This window comes from Halomonas lysinitropha, from assembly GCF_902500215.1.
Classification (GTDB): Bacteria; Pseudomonadota; Gammaproteobacteria; order Pseudomonadales; family Halomonadaceae; genus Halomonas; species Halomonas lysinitropha.
On the sequence record NZ_CABVOU010000046.1, the window covers coordinates 197,444 to 219,056 of the forward strand.

Here is a 21,613-nt window from a genome sequence, read left to right on the forward strand (position 1 = left end):
CTCCAACGACCGCTTCTCCACCGAACACAAGAGGCAAGAAGATGGCACTGACTCGCGAACAGATGGCAATGCGCGTGGCGCGCGAACTCGAGGACGGCTTCTACGTCAACCTGGGCATCGGCATCCCGACCCTGGTGGCCAACTATATCCCTGACGGCATCGACGTCATGCTGCAGTCCGAGAATGGCCTGCTCGGCATGGGGCGCTATCCCACCGAGGCCGAGGTCGACCCGGACATGATCAATGCCGGCAAGGAGACGGTGACGGCGCGCCCGGGGGCGGCGATCTTCTCCTCCGGCGAATCCTTCGCCATGATCCGCGGCGGGCACGTGGATCTGACCGTGCTGGGCGCCTTCGAGGTCGACCAGAACGGCAACATCGCTTCGTGGATGATCCCCGGCAAGCTGATCAAGGGCATGGGTGGCGCCATGGATCTGGTAGCCGGTGCCGAGAACATCATCTGTACCATGACCCACGCCTCCAAGCATGGGGAGTCCAAGCTGCTCGAGTCCTGCAACCTGCCGCTGACCGGCGCGGGCTGCATCAACCGGGTGCTGACCGACCTCGCCTACCTGGAGATCAAGGATGGTGCCTTCCACCTCAAGGAGCGGGCGCCGGGCGTCTCCGTGGAGGAGATCAAGTCGCTCACCGCCGGCAAGCTGGTGGTGCCGGATCACGTTCCGGAGATGACCTTCGAGGCCTGATCTCCCCGACGGTGACAAGGAAGGCATGCGCCCCGGACCAGTGTCCGGGGCGCTCTTTTGCGCGCACGATGCACGGCGTTACCCAGAGATTCGTGCAGGCTCAGAAATCAGGAGATTTCGCAGCGGGTATGGTGCGGCAACAGGAGCTCGGCCGCACGCTCCTGATTGGCGCTGACCTGTTTCTGGACGAGAGAGAGTCCGCCGAGGCCGACACGGTGCTCGTCGCCTTCGGCGAAAACCAGGCGACGGGAGCTGGTGGCATAGAAGCGGTAGTCGAGCAGTGGCGAGACGGGGAAGAGACCGTGATGGTGGTCGCTGGTGCCGGTGAGACCCGTTTGCTGCAGTTGAACGTCGAGCTCTGTGATGTCGTGTCCCAGGCGCTGGCAGTCGAATCCGGCGTGATGCACCCTTGGCCCCATCACCGCAAGCCAGCCGGCTAAAGGGTGGGCCTGGTGGAGGGCCTGGTAGGTGCTCCAGTCGGGCATCGGCCAAGGACGGCCATGGCAGAGCAGGGCTTGACTGCGAGCCTCACGGGGGTCGGCGCTACCGACCAGCTGGTGGAGGTGTTCACGGGGGCGGCGTGACAGGGTGCCCAGCTGGAGCTCGGCGAGTAGTACCCAGGCCCCATCGTCCGGTGCGGTGAGCAAGGTGACAAGCAAGCCGCGATCGGCCATGGCGTAGCGCTGGTGCGGGCGATAGCCGAATCGTCCCAGGGTCGGTAGCAGGGCCTCCATGGCCCAGGGGCCATGGTTCAGTGTCAGGATCGCCAGGTATTCTGCCGGCGCCTCTACGGGCCATAGCCGTAGACTGCCGACGTCCGGATGCTGGTGGATATAGTCCAGCCAAAGCTGCTGAACGAACTCTTCCCGTTGCATCGTGCCTTGTCCCTCTGTCCGTGATGCCCTGTGCGCGCCTGCACGCCGCCAGTATAGGCAGCGGGTCGGGAGTGGCATTCAACGCGGGGAAGACGTTCGCCGTGACGGGGTTAGCTGGATTAGAAGCAAGCTGATCCAGTTCCGTGCCTCGGGGGCGAGGACGGCTTAGGGCCGGTCGGTTCAGCTAGCGACCGTCAGCAGTGCCTGGTCACGCACATAGCGGTCGAATTCGGTGAATCCGCCGACATGGGTCTGGTCGATGAAGATCTGCGGTACGGTGTGCACCGGCTTGCCGATGGTCTTCTCCAGGTCAGCCTTGGTGATGCCTTCGGCATGGATATCGATGTAGCGGTGGCTCTCGATGGCACCGGCACTCTCGAGCCGGGCGGCGAGCGCCTTGGCCCGGTCGCAGAAGGGACAGGCGGGGCGACCGAAGATAACGACGAACATTCAGTGACTCCTTGCAAGGCAGGGTGCGTGAAGTGGGGTCAAGTTAAAAGGCTAGCCATTGTGACGGTGTAGGCAACGTTTCGCCAATAGCCGCCTCCTTGCAGGCTAATGACAACCCGCTATCGCGCTGTTCACAGGTCAATTTCCCCGGCATCGGCCCGTCGCAGCAAGTCACCGAGCTCGATATGCAGGTTGGGGCTGGTCACCAGCAGGTTTTCGCCGTAGAGGTCGTCGGGAATCCCCGTCGGACCCGGATAGAGGTGGCCGGTACGAGCGCCTGCCTCTCGGGCGATCAGCCAGCCGGCGGCACAATCCCAGGGCGAGACGCTCTCGTAGTAGGCATCCAGTCGGCCGCAGGCCACATCACACAGATCCAGGGCCGCCGAGCCGTTACGTCGCACGTCCTGACAGTGGGACAGCACGGCGGAGAGGCGACGCATCAGCGGCATGCGACTGTCGCGACGATAGGGAAAGCCGGTGCCCACCAGGGCGTGGGCCAGGTTGCCGGTGCGGCTGGCATGAATCGCCTGGCCATTGCACCAGGCCCCCTGACCGTAAAGCGCAGTGAAGGTTTCGCCCAGGAAAGGAGCATGCACCACCCCCAGGCGGGTGTGACCCTCGTTTGCCCAGCCGATGGAGACGGCCACATGACGCAGGCCATGGGCAAAATTGACCGTACCGTCGATGGGGTCCACCACCCACAGGGCCTGTGGGCTGTTCAGCACCTGTCGATCGGGGGTCAGCTCCTCGCTGAGGCGTGCCTCACCGTGAAAGTGCTGCTCGATACGCTCGCTGATGTACGTATCCACCTCGACGTCGGTGTCCGTGACCAGCTCCTGGCCATGCTTGTAGCGTTGTCCGAATACCTGATGTTCACGGGCCTCGACGATCATTCGGCCGGCTTCGTGGACGATGTCGACGGCGATCTCCAGTCGCTGAGTGGGTGTCATACAGGCTCCTCGGCAGGGGGAAAGCGGCATTTCATGCTAGCAGCTCGCCCTCCCCCTGCCGAATGTTCGACACGACGGCTATAATGACCCCTCTACCGCGCCGGAGGATCTCATGCAGGCACTGACCGGTGAACAGTATGCCCGGCTGCGTCAGCTGTCCGAGGCTTGGAGCCGCTGCCATCTGAAGGACGCCAAGCGTGATCCTCGTTTCAACCCCCGACTGGGGGTGGATGCCATCTGCTTCCAGCCACACCGGCTTGATGATGGTCGCCTAGGGCTGCTGGGCGCTCTGGTCACGCCCGTCTCGCTCTCGCTGGCGCTCGTCATCGATCAACCAAGTACGCCACGGCCGGTGACAGAACACCTGATGCTGTCGCTGCCCACCGGCCATTACCCTTTCATGTTCGAATCCTTGGGGGAGGCAGAGGGCTGGTGGCGTTGCGAGCTTCTCGATGACCTTTCCGATGTCGGCTCACTACAGCAGGGCAGTCGCCTCGCCCAGCAGCTGATGGAGCGGGTCATGACATCGGCTGCGTCGAATACATGAGCGGATGACGCGCTGCGTCATTCGCCTTATGCTGGTGGCCGACATCGATACCACCACCTCGGGCCCGTGAGGGCCCTGCTCGGGTTCCGGCCCGAGACACAGGACAGAGGAGTCACGCATGACCGCCAATGCTTCCACACCCCGCGTCGCCCTGATTACCGGCACCAGCAGCGGCATCGGGGAGGCCGTGGTACGCCACTTCTGCGAAAAGGGTCATCAGGTCCTGGCCGTGGACTTCAATCCGGCGGGCAAGGAGATCGCCGAGCAGGCGGGTGCCGCCTTCTTCCAGGCCGACCTGACCGACGGCGAAGCCTGCAAGGCCGCGGTGGCCGACGCGATCAAGCGTTTCGGACGTGTCGATATCCTGGTCAACAACGCCGGCATTCAACATGTCTCGCCCATCGAGGAGTTCCCGGAAGCGAAGTGGCGCCAGATCATCGACCTGATGCTCACGGCTCCTTTTCTGCTCGCCCAAGCCGCCTGGCCCTCCATGCGCGAGAATGGCTGGGGGCGCATCATCAACATCGCCTCGGTTCATGCTCAGGTGGCCTCCCCGGGCAAATCGGCCTATATCAGCGCCAAGCATGGCATGATCGGCCTCACCAAGACCGCGGCACTGGAGGGCGGCAGCCAGGGCATTACCGCCAATGCCATCTGTCCCGCCTACGTCAAGACACCGCTGGTCGACAATCAGATCGCCGACCAGGCGAAGATGCATGGCATGAAGGAGCAGGAGGTTATCGAGAACATCATGCTCAAGAATGCGGCGGTGAAGCGCCTTATCGAGCCTGTTGAGGTGGCCGAGCTGGTCGGCTACCTGGCCTCTGATCTCGCCGGGGCCGTTACCGGGTCCAGCTGGAACATCGACCTGGGGTGGACGGCGCAATAAGCGCCGAGCCACAAGCCCCAAGGAATCCCGTTGCGATTTTTTCTTGAAGCTTGAGCCTCGGCTTGGCCGCTTGGCCGCTTGGCCGCTTGGCCGCTTGGCCGCTTGGCCGCTTGGCCGCTTGGCCGCTTGGCCGCTTGGCCGCTTGTAACGTTAGCGTCTCACCGGCCGCTTCTGCAGCTTGCGCTGCAGGGTGCGGCGGTGCATGCCCAGCGCCCGGGCGGTCGCCGAGATGTTGCCGTCGTGCTCCTGCAGCACCTTCTGGATATGCTCCCAGGTGATGCGGTTGATTGAGGGTGGATTGTCGGCCACCTCGGTTTCCGGGTCGCCCTCCGCTCGCGACAGGGCCAAGAGGACGTCGTCGGCATCCGCGGGCTTGCATAGGTAGTTCACCGCGCCCAGCTTGATCGCCTCCACCGCGGTAGCGATGCTCGAATAGCCTGTCAGTACCACCACTCGGCAGTTCGGCACGATCTCGAGTAGTTCCGGTAATAACTTCAGCCCTGATTCCTGCTCAAGCTTGAGATCCAGCGTGGCCAGCTGGGGCTGGTGGCGGCGTGCCAGGAATAGGGCCTGGGCGGCGTCATGGGCGACCAGCACCTCAAAGCCGCGGCGACTCAGGGCGCGGTCGAGCACGTGGCAGAACATCTCGTCGTCATCGATGATCAGCAGGCGTTCGGCGGTCTCTTGCATCTTGTCCTCGCAGACGGGCACGGGTGCGCGCAGTCGTCGGGTTTCAGGGGTGGGACTGACTGCGTGGCAGTGTCACCTCGGTCAGGGTGCCGCCCTCGGGGTGATTGTACAGGCTTACGCCGCCCCCGAAGCGGTTGATGGTGGCGTGGGTCAGGAAGAGGCCGATACCCAGCCCCTTGCTCTTGGTGGAGACGAAGGTCTCACCCAGCTGGTCGGCGATGGACATCGCCACCCCGGGACCATGATCGCGGATGTCGATGATCACCTCGTCATCGTTCCAGTCGAGGCGGATGGAGATATCGTCCGGATTGGCATCGGCAGCGTTGTTCAGCAGGTTGGTCAGTGCCTGGTCGAGGGTGGCATCCACCGCCAGCCAGGGGCGGCCGCGTCGTTCGGTGACGTTCAGATGGTGGCTGACATCGGGACGCAGCACCAGCCAGCGCTGTACCACCCAGGCCAACCATAGCCGGGCGTCATGGACCTCGGGCTCGGCCATGCGTCGGCGGTCGGCGCTCTCCACCAGGTGGCGCAACCGCGACTTGCAGGTATCCACCTGTTGGCGGAGCAGTTCGATGTCCCGGGACAGTGCCGGCTGGTCCCTGACCTCTTCGCGCATCTCGCCGAGCAGCACCGCCATGGTGGAGAGCGGGGTGCCCAGCTCATGGGCGGTCCCAGCCGCCTGGGTGGCCACGGCCAGTACCTGCTCGTTGCGCAGGGCGGCCTCACGGGTGCGTGACAGGGCCTGGTCGCGACTGCGCAGGGCGTGGGCCATCTTGTAGATGAAGAAGGTGACCAGTCCCGCCGAAAGTCCGAAGTTGAGCCACATGCCCAGCACGTGAAGGCTGAGAGTCCCCCCGTCTTGGCCCTGGGCGAATTGCGGTACCGGCTGATAGGCCATCATCAGGAAGCTGTAGGCCGCCATGGAGGCGGCGGCTACCACCCAGGCATGCCGCCAGGGAAGCGTCGCCGCGGCGATGGTGACCGGCACCAGGTAATAGTTGATGAAAGGGTTGTGAGAGCCGCCGGTGAAGTAGAACAGCAGCGTCAGGCCAGAGACATCGAGCAGCAGGTGGAGCAGATACTCGCCGTGGGTTACCGCCCGCGGGCGCCCCATGCGCCACCAGGTGGCGATGTTGATCACCCCCATGGCGATGATCACCCCAATCACTGCAGGCACCTCCAGGGAGAAGCCCAACAGTTCGATGCCGATGATGATCGCGGCCAGGAAACCGGTCCAGGTGATGCCACGCACGATCGTCAGCCGCACCAGGTTGCGGTTCGGCGTGGAGAGCGGCAGGGGCAGGGTGGCTGGCATGGCGGCTCCATGAGATGGTCAGGCCGAATGATACCCGATCCGGGCGACACTGTGCCTTCGCGAGCCTCTGAGGCACAGTGTCGCCCGGTGGGCACAGGCCCCGACAATCCTCTGTCGAAGGCGTATATTTGAGGCCTATCGATATTACCAGTGGAACTTAGACGATGCTTAGACGCCTGCTTCCCCTGCTGATTCTGGCCCTTGGCGTGGCGGTCTTCCTGTGGCTGCGGGCCACCCGGCCTGAAAGCGCCAGCGTCACCCCGGAAGAGCGCAGTTGGCGGGTCGAGACCCTGAGGGCCGTTCCCGGGCGTCATGCTCCGGCTCTGCCGCTCTATGGCGAGGTGACGGCCCCCGATACGCTCAGGGTCACTGCCCCACTGGCCGGTCGTATCGCCGAGCGACCGGTTCGTGAAGGCCAGCGAGTCGCCCGCGGAGAGTTGCTTGTGGCCCTGGACGAGGCCGATATCCGTCCGCCGCTGGAGCAAGCCGAGGCCGAGGTGGCCGATCTCCGGGCGCAGATGGAAAACGAGCGGGTGCGCCATGAAAGTGATCGCGACACCCTGGTACGCGAACGTGAACTTCTGGATAACGCCAGCCGCCAGCTGGAACGTACCCGCTCTCTGGTAGAGCGCAACCTGGCCTCCCAGTCCGATCTGGACGCGGCACGCAACGAGCTGGCGCGGGCTCGGGTGACGGTGGTGGCCAGGGAGCGGGCCATCGCTGAGCATCCCGCGCGCCTTCAGTCCCTCCAGGCGGGCCTGACCCGTGCTCGGGCTGCCCTGGCCGCCGCGCGTCGTGATGCAGCGCGCAGCCGCGTCGAGGCGCCCTTCGATGGCATTGTTACGCGCATCCGAGTGGCACCAGGCGATCAGGTAGCCGCCCGCAGCGAACTGCTCAGCGTCTATCCCGAAGTGGGCCTTGAGTTGAGGGCGCGCATTCCCGGGCGTTACCAGGCCGAGCTGCGCCACGCTCTGGCTGAGGAGAGGCGGCTCGAGGCCACCGGTGACGAGGATGCCCGCTTCGTGCTGGTCGGGCTGGCCGGCGAGAGCGACCCCGCCGGTATCGAGGCCATCTTTCGTCTCGAGGCCGGCGGGGCGGGATTGCGACCCGGCAGCCTGTTGGCCGTGTCACTGGTGCGGCCAGCCATCCCCGGCAGCCTCCCGGTTCCAGAGAGTGCCCTTTATGGCAACGATGGCCTCTACCTGATGAACGACGAAGGCCGAATGCAGCGCCTGATGGTGACCCGTCATGGCGAGGTGGTCCGTGACGATGGCGAGCGCTGGGCCCTGGTCAGCGGCGAATCGCTGGACGAGGATGACCGAGTGATCATCACTCATCTGCCCAATGCCATCCAGGGGCTGAAGGTCGAGTCGACTGCATCCGGTGAGGAGACCCCGCCATGAGCCGACGGCGCGGTGTGATCGGCTTCTTCGTTCACCACCGGGTCGCTGCCAACCTGATCATGCTGATGATGCTGCTGGGTGGGGTGCTGGGTCTGTCACGCATGAACATCCAGTTCTTCCCCTCGTTCGCTCTCGACGTTGTCAGCGTGCGAACGGTCTGGAGTGGTGCCTCCGCGGAGGACGTCGAGAAGGGCATCACCGTGCCTCTCGAACAGCGCCTGCGCAGCCTCGATGGCCTCAAGCGGATGACGTCCACCTCGGCCCTGGGGGTGTCCAACATCACCCTGGAGTTCACGGAGGGTAGCGACCCGATTCTGGCGCTGGATGACGCCCGTCAGCGGGTTGATGAGTTCACCAGCCTGCCCGCCGATGCCGAGGAACCCAGGGTCACTCGGACCACCCGCTACGAGCCGGTGGCCCGGCTACTGGTGCATGGTGAGGTGAGCCAGGAGGCCCTGCGTCACCTGGCCAATCGCTATGAGGATGAACTGCTCCAGCGGGGCATCGATCGGGTAGAAATCAGCGGTCTGCCCGAACAGCAGATCAGCATCGAGGTGCCCGCGGAGCGTCTGCAGGGACTACAGATGAGTCTTGCGGAGATTGCCGAGCGGGTCGAGGGCATGTCCCGGGACCTGCCTGCAGGGTTGCTTGGCCAGCAGGACAGCACCCGCGAACTACGGGCTGTGGAACAGCGCCGCGACGAGCAAGCCTTCGCCGACCTGCCGGTGATCAGTGGCGAGCGGGTGCAAGTGCGACTGGGCGATATTGCCACCATCCGCCAGGAGTCCCGCGAGCAGCAGGTGACCTTGAGCCGTGGCGGTCATCCTGCGGTGGAGCTGATGCTGCAGCGAAGCGAGGACGGCAACTCCCTGGCCGCCGCGGACGTGCTCGAGAGCTGGCTGGCAGAGACTCGTCCTCAGCTGCCACCCAGCGTAGTGCTCGAGGTTCACGACCAGACCTGGCAACTGATTGCCGAGCGAATCTGGCTGCTGATCAGCAACGGTCTGGGTGGCCTGGCGCTGGTCCTGCTGCTGCTCTATTTCTTCCTGCCCGCGAGGGTGGCGCTGTGGGTGGCCATCGGCATTCCCACCGCCTTCATGGCGGCCATGGCGGTATTCTGGGGCATCGGCGGCTCGATCAACATGATATCGCTCTTCGCGCTGATCATGGCCCTGGGGGTGATCGTCGATGACGCCATCGTGGTAGGCGAGGACGCCGACGCCCACTTCCGCATGGGCGAGCCTGCCCGTCACGCTTCAGAGGGGGCGGCCCGGCGCATGATCTGGCCGGTGCTGGCCTCGTCGCTGACCACGGTGGCCGCCTTCATGCCGCTGCTCCTGGTGGGTGGCGTGATCGGCAACATCCTCGGCGATATTCCGGTGATCATGATCTGCGTGCTGGTTGCCTCCCTGCTGGAGTGTTTCGTGGTGCTGCCTGCCCATCTGCGCAATGCGTTCGTGCCGGGCCGTACAATCCGGCGCCACCCGCTGTCGCGACCGCGTGAGCGCTTCGAGGTGGCCTTCGAGCGTTTCCGCGAGGGACCCTTCCGGCGCTTCTCGGCACTGACCCTGCGCCATCGCGCCGCCACTTTGGCCTCGGCCGCTGCGGTGGTGCTCTTCACCCTTGGCCTGCTGGTCGGGGGGCGCCTGGAATTCAACTTCTTTCCCACGCCCGAGCCCAACGTCCTCTATGCCAATGCCAGCTTCGTGGCAGGCACCGACAGCGAGCGTGTCGATGATTTATTGGCGCACATGCAGGCGGCGCTGAACGAGTCCGAGCAGGCTCTGGGGGGAGATCTGGTCCAGCACGCCGTGACGCGGCACGGGGCGACGCTCGCCAGCGGCATGCAGGCCCGCAGCGGCGACAACGTCGGCTCGATCATGGTGGAGCTCACCGCCTCCGACGACCGCGACGTGCGCAATGCCGAGTTCATCCGCGCCTGGCGATCGCGCATCGTCGAACCGGCGGGGCTGGAGAATCTGACCATCAACGAGCGTACCGCGGGCCCGCCGGGCAAGGACGTCAATATCCGCCTGACCGGAGAGGAGGCGGGTGATCTCAAGGCCGCCGCCGAGTCGCTCTCCCGTTCGCTGCGCGAACTGCCCGGCGTGCTCGACACCGAGGACGACATGCCTTGGGGGCGTGAGCAGCTGATCTACCGGGTCAACGCCCAGGGTCAGGCCCTGGGACTGACCACCGCCGATCTCGGTCGCCAGCTCAGGGATGCCTTCGACGGCCGGCTGGTGCAGATCTATCAGGATGGCGCCGACGAGATCGAAGTACGGGTGCTGCTGCCACGGGCGCAGCGCGAGCGGCTCTCGACCCTGTCGCGTCTCGCCCTGCGCGTTCCTGACGGGCGCTTCGTGCCCCTCGACCAGGTCGTGGCCCTGGACTATCGCCAGGGCTTCGAGGCGTTGCGCCATGCCGATGGCCGACTGGCCGTGGAGGTGACCGCGGAGCTCGATACCGAGACGACCTCTGCAGAGCGCGTGCTCGATGCCGTATCCGCGGAGGTATTGCCGACCCTTGCCACCACGCACCGCCTGCGCTACAGCTTCGAAGGCCGCGCTGCCGACCAGCGCGAGACCTTCGCCGACATGCGTACCGGGCTGCTGATCGGTCTGGGACTGATGTACGTGGTGCTGGCCTGGGTCTTCGCCTCGTGGAGCCTGCCATTGATCGTCATGGCGATCATCCCGCTGGCACTGGTCGGGGCTCTGCTGGGACACTGGATGCTGGGTCTCAACCTGACCATGCTCTCGCTATTCGGGCTCTTCGGCCTCTCGGGCATCGTGGTGAACAACGCCATCATCCTGGTGGCGTTCTACCGCCACCAGCGTCATCAGGGGCTGGACATCGAGGCGGCGCTCAACGAGGCGGTGGTGCAGCGCATGCGCGCCGTACTGCTCACCTCGTTGACCACCATCGGCGGGCTCATGCCGCTACTCTTCGAGACCTCGCTGCAGGCGCAGTTCCTGATCCCCATGGCAGTCTCCATCGCCTTCGGCCTGGCCTTCTCAACCCTGCTGGTGCTCGCGGTGACCCCGGTGCTGCTGAGCTTCCTGGAGCACCTGCGAGAGCGATGAGCCTGTTACCGGCCACCCTCCGCCATCGTCCTCTTCGGCCTGGTGCCTCTGGTCTACTGCTGGAGCACATAGTGGCCCGGTGCGTCCTCCAGGGGGGTATGGCCGGTTTCGGCAGCACCCATCGGCGGCGGGGGTGTTTCGCCGCTGGAGTGTTCGAGAAGCCAGCGATGCCATTCCGGCCACCAGGAACCCTGCCGTTCGGGTACCTTCTCGTGCCAGGTCTCGGGCGCTACATAGGAGGCATCGGCGTGCTTGTCGGCGATCTGATAGACATGCTTGCGCTTGCCAGGCTCGCTGATGACGCCGGCGTTGTGGCCGCCGCTGGTCAGCGTGAAGGTGACGTTCGTGTCGGTCAGCAGATGAATCTTGTAGACGGACTTCCAGGGGGCGATGTGATCGGTGCGCGTGCCGACGGCGAAGATCGGCACCTTGATATCGCTCAGCACTACCGAGAAGTCGTCCACGAAATAGTCCCCCTTGGCCAGGGCGTTCTCGAGGTAGAGCCGTTCCAGGTATTCCGAGTGCATCCGGTAGGTCATTCGAGTGGAGTCGGTACTCCACGCCATCAGGTCGAACATGGGTAGCGTTTCTCCCATCAGGTAGGACTTCACGAAGGCCGACCACAGGAGATCATTGGAGCGCAGAAAAACGAAGGTGCCGCGCATCTGCCACTTGTCCAGATAGCCCTGGTGCCACATCAGGTCCTGGAGAAAGCTCACCTGGCTCTCGTCGATGAACAGTTCCAGTTCACCAGCCTCCTCGAAATCTGTCTCGGAAGCGAAGAGGGTCAGCGAGGCAAGGCGCTCGTCACCATCGCGTGCCATGGCGGCTGCCGCAATCGACAGCAGCGTGCCTCCCAGACAGTAGCCGACACCGTGAATCTTGCGGTCGGGAACCACCGCATTGACGACCTCGAGGGCTTCCATGATGCCCAGCTTGCGATAGTCCTCCATTCCCAGGTCGCGATCCTCGGCGTCCGGGTTCTTCCATGACACCATTAAGACGGTATACCCCTGCGCCACCAGCCAGCGCACCAGGGAGTTGTGTGGCGAGAGATCCAGGATGTAGTACTTCATGATCCAGGCGGGAATGACCAGCAGGGGTTCGCTTTTCACAGTGTCCGTTGTCGGGGAATACTGAATGAGTTCCATCAGGCGGTTGCGATAGATGACCTTGCCGGGCGTCACCGCCACCGTCTCGCCGGGTCGAAACGTCTCGGCTCCCACCGGCGGCTCATGCATCATCATGCGACGCGCGTCTTCGAGGAAGTGCATGTAGCCGTCGATGAAGTTCCTGCCGCCGGTCTCGAGGGTACGTCTAGCGACGTTGGGATTGGTCAGGGGCGAGTTGGTCGGCGCGAAACCATCGAGAAGCTGGCGTATCGTGAATTTCACGATGTCTTCGTGGTGGGGGTCCACGCCATCCACGCCCGTCGAGGCCCTGTTCCACCACTGTTGGGTCAGCAAAAAGGACTGGGAAAAGACGTTATAAGGCCATTTCTGCCACTCCTCCCCCGCAAAGCGGTCGTCATGGGGGAGCGGTTCGACACAGGGTTTGCATTCCTCTTCGTTCATCGAATGCGGCAGGAAACCCCACAGGCGGCTCATCTCGTGTCCCATCTCCTCGATGAGTTGGGCCTGCTTGCCCGGCGAAATGCTCAGATGCCAGGTCCAGTCGCTGAAGGCCTGCATGATGGCAATCGGTGACACCCCGCCGGTCAGCCTGCCCAGGCTGGCATGAGCCATGCGGTCGGTAGTGGCATGGAGGTCACCCTTCCCTTCGGCTTCCCGTTCTCCGCCGCTCAAGGCGTGTCGGTGTCGCCACTGGGGAGGGGTCCATTTATCCGGTTGTGGTGCCAGAGGACGTTCGGGAGGAGTTGATCCATCCCGTGGGATGTCGTCGCTTTGGTCGATGTCCTGCATACTTTTCCTCCTCGATCGAGTGATATCGGCAGAGGTGCTTCCGGCTGGCTACCCAGGTGATGGCCCTTAGTGTAGGTCACGCCTGGCAGGCATGGCCCCGAGAAATGGGGGCCCTTGAAGTCGGGGGCACCCGACGCCACTAGAGAGTGTCATGTAGTAGGGTGTCATACCGACCCCTTGGCACGACAAGGAGATTTCATGAGCATCCCGACATTGCCCAACCCCGGCCTCGGTACCTTCCGCCTTCAAGGGGACACCTTGAAGCGTGTGATCCACGATGCCCTGGCGTTGGGATTTCGCCACATCGACACCGCCCAGATGTACGACAATGAGCAGGACGTCGGCGCGGCCATCGCCGAAAGCCAGGTGCCGCGCGAGGCGCTCTTCGTCACTACCAAGGTGTGGCATGATCGGCTGGAGCCCGCCTCCTTCAAGGCCAGCGTTGAGGAGAGCCTGGAGAAGCTCGGTACCGACTACGTCGACCTGCTGTTGATCCACTGGCCCTCGCCGGATGACGCCGTGCCCATGGCCGACTACCTGACGGCCCTGCGCGAGGTGCAGCAGGCGGGGAAGGCACGCCACATCGGAGTCTCCAATTTCACCATCGCTCAGGTCGATCGGGCCCTCGAGATCCTCGGCCCGGAGACGCTGCTGACCAATCAGATCGAGGTGCACCCCTTCCTGCAGAATCGTGCCGTGGTCGAACATTGCCAGGCACGCGGCCTGACCGTGACCGGCTACATGCCGCTGGCTGTGGGCAAGGTGCTGAAGGACGAGACGCTGAAGGCTATTGCCGAGGCCCATGGTGTCACCTCCGCCCAGGTCGTTCTAGCCTGGACCCGGTCGCGTGGCGTGGTGGCCATCCCGTCGTCCACTCGGCGCGAGCATCTGGCGGCCAACCTGGCGGCTGACGACCTCACCCTAGGCGATGACGAGATCGAGGCGATCGCCAGGTTGGACCGCGACGAGCGTATCGCCGATCCCGACTTTGCTCCTGACTGGGATTGAGCTTTGCCCATCGCCTGAAGAAGTCGGCCTCGTCACCACGGGGCCTGGGGTGGATTGCCATGATCGTGCCGGGTCTGGGGCAGGGTGCAGAGCCACGGCCTGTCGCGGTATCATGGACATCTTTTCGAGTTCCCATTCGAGTCCTGACCAGGCACCGCATTGATGTCAAACCCCACCCTGGCCCGTGAAGTCGGGCTGCGTAGAACCTTCGCGATCATCTCGCACCCTGACGCCGGCAAGACCACCATCACCGAGAAGATGCTGCTGTTCGGCAACGCCATCCAGATGGCCGGCTCGGTGAAGAGCAAGCGCAACGACCGCCATGCCACCTCCGACTGGATGAAGATGGAGCAGGAGCGTGGCATCTCGGTGACGACCTCGGTGATGCAGTTCCCCTATGGCGGGCGCATCGTCAACCTGCTCGACACGCCCGGCCACGAGGACTTCTCCGAGGATACCTACCGCACCCTGACCGCGGTGGATTCGGCGCTGATGGTGATCGACGGCGCCAAGGGCGTCGAGGCGCGGACCATCAAGCTGATGGACGTGTGTCGTCTGCGCACCACGCCGATCCTTACCTTCATCAACAAGATGGATCGCGACGTCCGCGATCCCGTCGAGGTGATGGACGAGGTCGAGGAGGTTCTTAACATCCAGTGTGCTCCGATGACCTGGCCGATCGGCATGGGCCGTCACTTCAAGGGTGTCTATCACCTCCACAACGATGTCATCCATCTCTACACCCAAGGGCAGGGCAGTCAGATTCCCGACGACCGGCGCATCGAGGGACTCGACAATCCCGAAGTGGACGCCGTGCTCGGCGAGGAGCAGGCCGAGGAGCTGCGCATGGAGGTGGAACTGGTGCGCGGTGCTTCCCACGAATTCGACCATGAAGCCTATCTGCGGGGCGAGCTGTCGCCGGTCTACTTCGGCACCGCCATGGGCAATTTCGGGGTACGCGAGATGATGGACGGCTTCGTCGAGTACGCGCCGCCACCCCAGCCGCGAGAGACCGACACTCGTATCGTGGAACCCGAGGACGAGCGGCTTACCGGCTTCGTGTTCAAGATCCAGGCCAACATGGATCCCAATCACCGTGACCGTATCGCCTTCCTTCGTGTCTGTTCGGGCAAGTACGAGAAGAACATGAAGATGCGCCATGTGCGTATCGGCAAGGACGTCAAGATCGCTGACGCGCTGACCTTCATGGCCTCGGACCGCTCCCAGGTCGAGGAAGCCTGGCCCGGCGACATCATCGGCCTGCATAATCACGGCACCATCCAGATCGGCGATACCTTCACCCAGGGTGAGGACATGCGCTTCACCGGCATTCCGCACTTCGCCCCGGAACTCTTCAAGCGCGTGCGCCTCAAGGATCCGCTGAAGATGAAGGCGCTGCAGAAGGGCCTGCAGCAGCTTTCCGAGGAGGGGGCCACCCAGGTCTTCATGCCGCTGGACAACAACGACCTGATTCTCGGTGCCGTGGGTACGCTGCAGTTCGATGTGGTCGCCCATCGCCTCAAGGAGGAGTACAAGGTTGACTGTGTCTACGAAGGCGTAAACGTCAACACCGCCCGCTGGATCTACAGCACCGATGCCAAGAAGCTCGATGAGTTCAAGCGCAAGGCCAGTGCCAACCTGGCCATCGACGGCGGCGGCTACCTGACCTACATTGCGCCGACCCGGGTCAACCTGCAGATGACCCAGGAGCGCTGGCCGGAAATTCGCTTCCAGCCGACCCGTGAACACTGAGACATTGCCAACAAGTCGTCGGATCGCTCGGGGCTGATCCGGCGGCGGGCCTTCGAGGAGGCGCTGTGAACCCTTCCCTGGGCGCTACCGATGCCATCCTTGGCATAGGACCTCCTCTTCGACCCGCCCCCGGCGCCCCCTCGCTTCAAGCACTCAGCAAAGGTGACTTTGCCTTGCTTCTTGTTCCTTGCTCCTCGTTACTATGCTGATCGATGCCCACTGCCATCTGGACTTCCCCGACTTCGATGCCGACCGCGAGGCGGTGATCGCGCGTGCGAGGGCAGAGGGTGTGGGTCATTTCGTGGTGCCGGGTACCACGCGGAAGCGCTGGCCGGATGTGCTGGCGCTGGGCGAGCGCGACGACGTCAGCGTCTGTCTGGGGCTGCACCCCTACTTCATGGATGAGCATCACGACGCGGATCTCGAGGCACTGGAGGAAGCGCTGGACGCCAATCCCGGAGTCGTAGCGGTGGGGGAGTGTGGCATCGATGCACGTATAGAGAAGAGCTGGAACGCCCAATGGCACACTTTCGATGCCCAGCTGCGAATCGCCAAGGCGCGCCAACTGCCCGTGGTGATCCACTGCGTGCAGGCCAACGACAAGGTAGCCAAGCGCCTGCGCCAGCTCGACCTTCCCGTTGGCGGGCTGATCCATGCCTTCGCCGGCTCACCGGAGCAGGCACAGAAGTTCCTCGACCTTGGCTTCGTGCTGGGGCTCGGCGGAGCGGTCACCCATGATCGGGCGAAGCGGCTTCACCGGGCGGTGAAGTCGTTGCCCGACGACGGCTATGTGCTGGAGACCGACAGTCCCGACATGCCGCTGGCTGGCCACCAGGGCCAGCGCAACGAGCCGGTGAACGTCGCCGAGGTATGCAGGGTGGTGGCTGAAATCCGCGACCAGTCGTCGGAGCGGGTGGCGGCGGACAGCACCGCCACCGCTCGTCGACTGTTCCCGTTACTCGTCTGACGACGTTGCCATCGGCACATGGGCGAAACGAAGCGACATCCCCGCATCCCCGTCGAATCGCGGGTGGTCCAGGATCTGGACATCAATATCGCCGGCGAGAACATCGTCGGCGCGCGAGAGGGTTCCCTCTGCACTGACCGGCATCTCCGAGAGGCTGGCCGAAACCGGTTCATCGGGTCCGGCGTTGAAGGGGCCAGAATGATCGCCGGGGAAGACCAGTTCGAGGTTGGGTCCCCGTGTGCCGAACACCACGGAAAGTCGTCCGTCTGCCTCTGTTACCTCGATGGGGGTGAAGAAGTTCACCAGAGGGTCGTCGGGCATCTGCTCCTGCATCTCGGCGAGGGCGCCGGTGAGTCGGGTAATCTCGATTTCCGGGGCGAAGGTGTAGGGGATCTCCCGGAAGCGGGCGGATAGGTTGATCGTCCGCTCAGGCGCATCGCGTGGTGCCAGCGTGACCTCCAGGCGCCCGGTTGCCGACGTCTGGTCGAATTTCGAGAGCGTGAGCGTCCCGCCCAGCGAGCGGTAAGTAGCGGGCCGCTTCGAATCTGACGCCCGGCCTTGCTGAAGGGAGAGCCAGAGCAGGCCATTCACCGCCGTGTCGTCGCCGAACTCACCCACTTCATGGGTGCCTGCGGAGAGTCCTTCAGGCAGGTTGAGGCTCAGGTTCGTGTTGACGGGATGATCCTGCCAGCGTGCCTCGCCCCTGAAACTGAACCGCCACGGCCCGACATCATTGGTCCCTTCGTTTTCGGCGAGCGTGTATTCGGAACGGTTGCAGGGCGCATCGGCGCGGGCAGGGCCGAACTGGCCCTCGGCGGCGCCAGACACTTCCATACGATAGGCGCCTGCGGCCAGCACACCAGCATAGGCTTCGACGGGTAACGGTTCCATGCCAGCGGGTCGACGGCATGCGCTAGAGTCGATCATCTCGTGGCCGTCCCGGTCGAGCCAGACCAGCTTGTCGCGCGCCCAGGGCAGTGCCCAGAGCATCTGTTGTGGTCCACTGCGTGGGTCGCCGAGCCCCTCATGGGAGATCTCGGGCGTGTTGCCGCAAATATTGGTGCCATCGCCTACGACAAGTGGCAGCAGACCGTCATGATAGCGAGACAGACGCCTTTTATTGCAGATCGTCAGGCGACTGTCTGACTCAGGGTCGATGATGACCTCGCCATCCTGGTCGATCCAGACTGGAGCCGGGTTGTAAGCCTGGGCCGCCCGAACGGGGGCGAGGCCATCGGCGAAGGGGCCTGCCGCCGCCATCGCCTGGCGACTGCCATCGGCGAAGCGAATCTCGCGGATAGCCCAGTCCTCGGCGTCCATGTAGCCGACGTCGTCGCCAAGTTTCACCGGGGCAAGGCCATCGGCGTAAGGGTCCGCCTCACTCAGAACGAACTTGCGTGGGAAAACTAGTGCACCGTTTCTGTCGATATAGCCCCAGTTAGTGTCCGACATCGCAGCCGGCGCCCGGCCAGCGGCGAAGTCGCCACCATCGTGATATTCGGGTTCGATCGCCCAGGCGCCATCGGTGTCGATCCAGCCTATTTCGTTGCCGTCATTCCTTGCGGTACGCACCCACGCCAGGCCTTCGGAGAAGGCGCCGATATCGAGGACGTCGTGCTCGGTGAACACGGGGGGATCCCAGCGGGTGCCGTCACGGGTGATGAAATGCGGCGATCCTTCCTCCGGGGTCACCGCGCTGCAGCCCTGGGAAAACGGCTTGTAAGGTGAAAGGTGGTAGGGTGTCTCGTCGATGATCACTGCATCGGCATCCCGCGCCCCTGGTGGCACGACGTAGGCGCCACTGCTGTCGATAAGGCCCCATCCCTCTTCGGTTTCCACCGCGGCGCGACCTTCCGAGAAGGGGCGCACCTGTCGCCATTGCGGTGCGAGGCGCCATTCACCGTCGGCGCCGACATAACCCCATTGCTCCTCGTCGGGAAGGGGATAGAGCGGGGAATGTTGAGATTCATACTCCGTGCCGCAGGGACCCGCGTGGGCTGAGGCGGCGAACAGGCAGGTAGTGGCGATCAGACTCGCGCGTAGCAAAGGCACAACGAAGCTCCTCTGAGATGTCTCGCGCCGACCCTCAGTCGGTCGGCGCGGCAATGTCGGGTGAAAGTCCCTCGTGGGCGCGCGTCACGGCCTCGTCCAGTGCGTTCGACGCGGTGTCGAAATCTTCCATGTAGGCGCGCTCGTAACGGCCAGTCTCGATATCCTGGGTCTTGGACTGGACGATGAAACGATCTTCGAAGGCATGAACGGTATAGATCACGCGGCTTACCGCCGGCACCATCTCGCCGTAGCCCGGGTCACAGGGATCCAGGTCGTCGCGGCCGGGCTGGACCAGTTGGCCGTCCGGGCCCAGCCACAGGGCTACCTTGACCGAGTCGGTGCCGGATCCCAGCGAGGTCGTCAGGTAAGGTGTCAAGGCGTCTGCCGAAACCCCCATGTCGTCCGCGATGGCACGTGCGACGGCATCGCGTGCCGCCGTCGGCGGCAAGACCGGATCCCTCTCGGGGGGCAGGCGGGGGACCTCGGCCGTCTCGGGGTCTTCCGGTGCAACGGGGGTGACGATATAAGAGAAATACTGCTCGTGGGCCATCCCGTCCGTGGAATAGTTCGAGGTGGCATAGCCAACCAGCTTTTCCGCCGGATCGCCGGCCACCACATAGGTGAACGGCACGCCATCGACCTGGTAGGCCGCACGCCACAGTTCCTCGCCCGCCTCGCGCATATCGTCGACCGACATCCCCTGAATCGAGGCCATGGCCGTACTGGCATCGACGTCGTTGCGGCAGACACGTGCGAAGGTCAAGGAGGTTCCCTGCTGACGCAGGGTGAAACGCGAACCGCCGATATGCACGCGCATCTCGATATCAAAGGTCTGGGGCGGGAAAGGGCGCTCCATCACGAGATCGCCTGCATAGTAGATATAGCCGGTGCCCGGGCCATATTGCAGCCTGGCGGGTTCGAACTCGGACGGCTCGCCTCGAATCATGACCGTAAGAGTTTCAGGCTCCGTGGTAACTTGGCCTTCTGCGTTACCGCCGACCTCGAAGACGACCGTCCTGTCCTCCTCGGACATGCCCTCGAAGGTCTCGAAGCCCAGTGTCTGTTCGGTCTTTCCCGCACGCAGAAAACCGCTGCGGCGTGGCGGTGCGATATCGACGCCGAGCCTTGCGGTACCGCCTGTGATGCGCACATAGGTGCCGACGGTATCCTGAGAATCGAAACGCTGGTTGATATTCACCAGCACGGGTTCGCCCGCCTTGACGTCGGCGGCATCGGTCGAAAGCGTGTGATCGTTGTCCTCGATGGTGAAATGAAGAAACGGCAACGCCACTACCACGGGCGGCAGCGGATTGTCGCCCAGGGGAATGACATCGCCGAGGGTCAACTGGAACATCTCGTCAACCGGCTCATCCTCGGGGTCGTCAATGATGGCGACCTCCACCTGCTTGTAGATGTCTCCCGGGAGGAAGGTCACGGGCTCGGCCACGGGGACATAGTCGATGCCGCTCTTGGCGGTCAAGTCGGAGGTCGTGACCATCACGATGAAGGGCTCCTCGGCCGGAGCGCTGAGCATCAGGTTCACCAGGGCGCTGGTGGGCCCGCTCTCGCTGAGGCGGGTCAGCGGCGCCATGGCGGTAAGAGTCGGCATGGCTGCTGCCTGAGAGGCAAGCCCGGTGGCGAGCAATGCGATGAGGACAAGACGATGTATCATGGCGCTCCCCGGATCTCGACGCGATGGAATTCCGCGACGGTCTGCTCCGATCCCAGGGTGCCGGCGAAGAGTGCTGGATCGCCCGTGGTTCTCAGTACCTGAAGTGGATCGGTGTCGATCGCCTCGGGACCCCCTTCCTGCATTGCCCAGCCGTTCATTTCCAGTCGGCCGACATAGTCACGGCCGCGCTTGATGATGGCGAGCGTCGCCCCCTTTTCCTCGAAGTCGCGCAAGATGCGGGCCAGATCATAGCCACGGGTGTCGCCGGCGATCTCCACTTCGGCCACCGAGGCGTTTCCACCCGAGACCGAGCGCAGCCTGAGCCACATGTCATCGTTGGAATTGCCCTGGCGAACGATGTAGGCAGAGAGGTAATGGTCGACATCCTGGTAACGTCCGACCTGAACGATGGCGCGACGCCCTCCCAGGCTCTTGACCTCTCCAAGCCTGGCGGTGAAGTCGGCACTGAGAGTCCAGTCACCCTCGGGAAGCGTCGCGCCCGTCCAGCGGAAGACGTTGGGCTGCTCCGCGGCATCACCCATGTAACCGGGACGCACCGTCATGGTGACCAGCTTGCCGTCGTCCAGGATGAAACCCGCGGGCTCGGGGTGATCGATCGTCCAGTCCTCCCCCAGCTCGGCGCGTTCGAATTCGTCGACAAAGAGGGGGCTGGCCGGCGGGGGAGATGGCTCGGGCTCGCTGACCACCTGAAGGGCCTCGGTAAGCTCCGAGGCATCCCTGGCGGCCAGGTAGCGTCCCCCGGTCGATTCGGCGAGACAGGCGAGTTGGCCGTCCTCGTCGACGATGTCGAAGCCGATCACATGGGCGGTGAACGCCGTTCCCGATGCCTCGAGGCGTGCACCCAGTTCACATAGATCGGCACCGCAGGTTTCCAGCCCATCGGTGACGATGATCACCGAGGCGGCTCGGTCCTCATGGGACAAGGCCTCGGCGGCCCTTTCCACCGAGCGGCCGATGGGTGTCTTGCCGCGCGGGGTGACGTTCTCCATGGCTTGACGGAAGGCAGCTCGATCCAGGGGGCCGGGTTCGATCAGGGTCTCGATATCGCCACACTGGCCCTCCTGGCGATGCCCGTAGGCCATTAGCCCGATGGGACTGTTTGCCGGCCATTCCCCCATCATGGTATCGATCGCCTCCCGGGCAATGGTGATCTTGGGCGTGCCGTCGATCTGGCCCCACATGCTCCCCGAGCCGTCCAGAATGAGCATCGACGCTCCTACTGTCGGTTGTGCGTGCAGGTTGAATGGCAACGCCAGCAGCGCGATGGACAGCCCGATCATGATCGGATGCTTCATGGTTCCCTCCTCGAT

At 64.0% G+C, this 21,613-nt stretch carries 17 protein-coding genes and 1 pseudogene; 8 read left to right on the forward strand and 10 right to left on the reverse strand.

The annotated features are described in order from the left end of the window. The first annotated feature begins 41 nt into the window (after nt 1-41). Nucleotides 42-704 (forward strand): CoA transferase subunit B, encoded by a 663-nt coding sequence (locus tag HALO32_RS16840; protein WP_151445047.1) that lies wholly within the window; start codon nt 42-44, stop codon nt 702-704. Between the two features lie 107 nt (nt 705-811). Here HALO32_RS16840 and HALO32_RS16845 read toward each other — a convergent pair whose 3' ends face one another. From HALO32_RS16845 to HALO32_RS16855, 3 genes are all read right to left on the reverse strand, one after another. Next, the gene (locus HALO32_RS16845) at nt 812-1,579 is read right to left on the reverse strand and encodes a VOC family protein (protein WP_151445048.1); all 768 of its coding nucleotides are present in this window, start codon (nt 1,577-1,579) and stop codon (nt 812-814) included. Between the two features lie 180 nt (nt 1,580-1,759). Next, nucleotides 1,760-2,029 carry a GrxA family glutaredoxin gene (locus tag HALO32_RS16850; protein WP_151445049.1) on the reverse strand — a complete coding sequence of 90 codons (270 nt, stop codon included), beginning with the start codon at nt 2,027-2,029 and terminating at the stop codon, nt 1,760-1,762. Nucleotides 2,030-2,160: 131 nt separating this feature from the next. Next, entirely contained in the window at nt 2,161-2,979 is an 819-nt protein-coding gene (locus tag HALO32_RS16855; RefSeq protein WP_151445050.1) for an inositol monophosphatase family protein, read from the reverse strand. A gap of 112 nt (nt 2,980-3,091) precedes the next feature. On the opposite strand from HALO32_RS16855, the gene hybE reads away from it, so the two are divergent. Then, entirely contained in the window at nt 3,092-3,526 is a 435-nt protein-coding gene (gene hybE, locus HALO32_RS16860; RefSeq protein ID WP_151445051.1) for a [NiFe]-hydrogenase assembly chaperone HybE, read from the forward strand. Nucleotides 3,527-3,644: 118 nt separating this feature from the next. Then, nucleotides 3,645-4,415: a 3-hydroxybutyrate dehydrogenase gene (locus tag HALO32_RS16865; protein WP_151445052.1), complete on the forward strand. Its 771-nt coding sequence runs from the start codon at nt 3,645-3,647 to the stop codon at nt 4,413-4,415. 150 nt (nt 4,416-4,565) lie between these two features. On the opposite strand, the gene HALO32_RS16870 is transcribed toward HALO32_RS16865, so the two are convergent. Together HALO32_RS16870 and HALO32_RS16875 are read right to left on the reverse strand one after the other, a co-directional pair. Continuing rightward, entirely contained in the window at nt 4,566-5,105 is a 540-nt protein-coding gene (locus tag HALO32_RS16870; protein ID WP_151445053.1) for a response regulator transcription factor, read from the reverse strand. Between the two features lie 43 nt (nt 5,106-5,148). After that, nucleotides 5,149-6,420, reverse strand: a complete 1,272-nt coding sequence (locus tag HALO32_RS16875; protein WP_151445054.1) for an ATP-binding protein — start codon at nt 6,418-6,420, stop codon at nt 5,149-5,151. Nucleotides 6,421-6,584: 164 nt separating this feature from the next. Here HALO32_RS16875 and HALO32_RS16880 point away from each other — a divergent pair, with 164 nt between their 5' ends. After that, nucleotides 6,585-7,823, forward strand: coding sequence for an efflux RND transporter periplasmic adaptor subunit (locus tag HALO32_RS16880; protein WP_151445055.1), 1,239 nt, complete (start codon nt 6,585-6,587; stop codon nt 7,821-7,823). Continuing rightward, nucleotides 7,820-10,909: an efflux RND transporter permease subunit gene (locus HALO32_RS16885; protein ID WP_151445056.1), complete on the forward strand. Its 3,090-nt coding sequence runs from the start codon at nt 7,820-7,822 to the stop codon at nt 10,907-10,909. The genes HALO32_RS16880 and HALO32_RS16885 overlap by 4 nt, the downstream gene beginning before the upstream one ends. 53 nt (nt 10,910-10,962) lie before the next feature. On the opposite strand, the gene HALO32_RS16890 is transcribed toward HALO32_RS16885, so the two are convergent. Then, on the reverse strand, nt 10,963-12,714 hold the full coding sequence (locus tag HALO32_RS16890; protein ID WP_225810121.1) for a PHA/PHB synthase family protein: 1,752 nt from the start codon (nt 12,712-12,714) through the stop codon (nt 10,963-10,965). Nucleotides 12,715-13,029: 315 nt separating this feature from the next. On the opposite strand from HALO32_RS16890, the gene dkgB reads away from it, so the two are divergent. The 3 genes from dkgB to HALO32_RS16905 all read left to right on the forward strand — a co-directional run bounded on the left by dkgB (nt 13,030) and on the right by HALO32_RS16905 (nt 16,558). Then, a complete protein-coding gene (gene dkgB / locus HALO32_RS16895; RefSeq protein WP_151445058.1) occupies nt 13,030-13,839 on the forward strand; it encodes a 2,5-didehydrogluconate reductase DkgB in 810 nt (269 codons plus the stop codon). A gap of 162 nt (nt 13,840-14,001) precedes the next feature. Beyond that, nucleotides 14,002-15,591 carry a peptide chain release factor 3 gene (locus tag HALO32_RS16900; protein WP_151445059.1) on the forward strand — a complete coding sequence of 530 codons (1,590 nt, stop codon included), beginning with the start codon at nt 14,002-14,004 and terminating at the stop codon, nt 15,589-15,591. A 202-nt stretch (nt 15,592-15,793) separates the two neighbouring features. Next, a complete protein-coding gene (locus HALO32_RS16905) occupies nt 15,794-16,558 on the forward strand; it encodes a TatD family hydrolase (RefSeq protein ID WP_151445172.1) in 765 nt (254 codons plus the stop codon). On the opposite strand, the gene HALO32_RS16910 is transcribed toward HALO32_RS16905, so the two are convergent. The 4 genes and pseudogenes from HALO32_RS16910 to HALO32_RS16920 form a co-directional block, all read right to left on the reverse strand. After that, entirely contained in the window at nt 16,547-18,397 is a 1,851-nt protein-coding gene (locus HALO32_RS16910) for a WG repeat-containing protein (RefSeq protein ID WP_233279925.1), read from the reverse strand. The two genes, HALO32_RS16905 and HALO32_RS16910, sit on opposite strands and share 12 nt — an antisense overlap. A 6-nt stretch (nt 18,398-18,403) precedes the next feature. Next, nucleotides 18,404-18,610 (reverse strand): annotated as a pseudogene (locus tag HALO32_RS18340) (WG repeat-containing protein); the annotation flags it as partial. A gap of 34 nt (nt 18,611-18,644) precedes the next feature. Continuing rightward, entirely contained in the window at nt 18,645-20,219 is a 1,575-nt protein-coding gene (locus HALO32_RS16915) for a Calx-beta domain-containing protein (protein WP_192576540.1), read from the reverse strand. A gap of 59 nt (nt 20,220-20,278) precedes the next feature. After that, entirely contained in the window at nt 20,279-21,598 is a 1,320-nt protein-coding gene (locus HALO32_RS16920) for a vWA domain-containing protein (RefSeq protein ID WP_192576541.1), read from the reverse strand. Between the last annotated feature and the right edge of the window lie 15 nt (nt 21,599-21,613).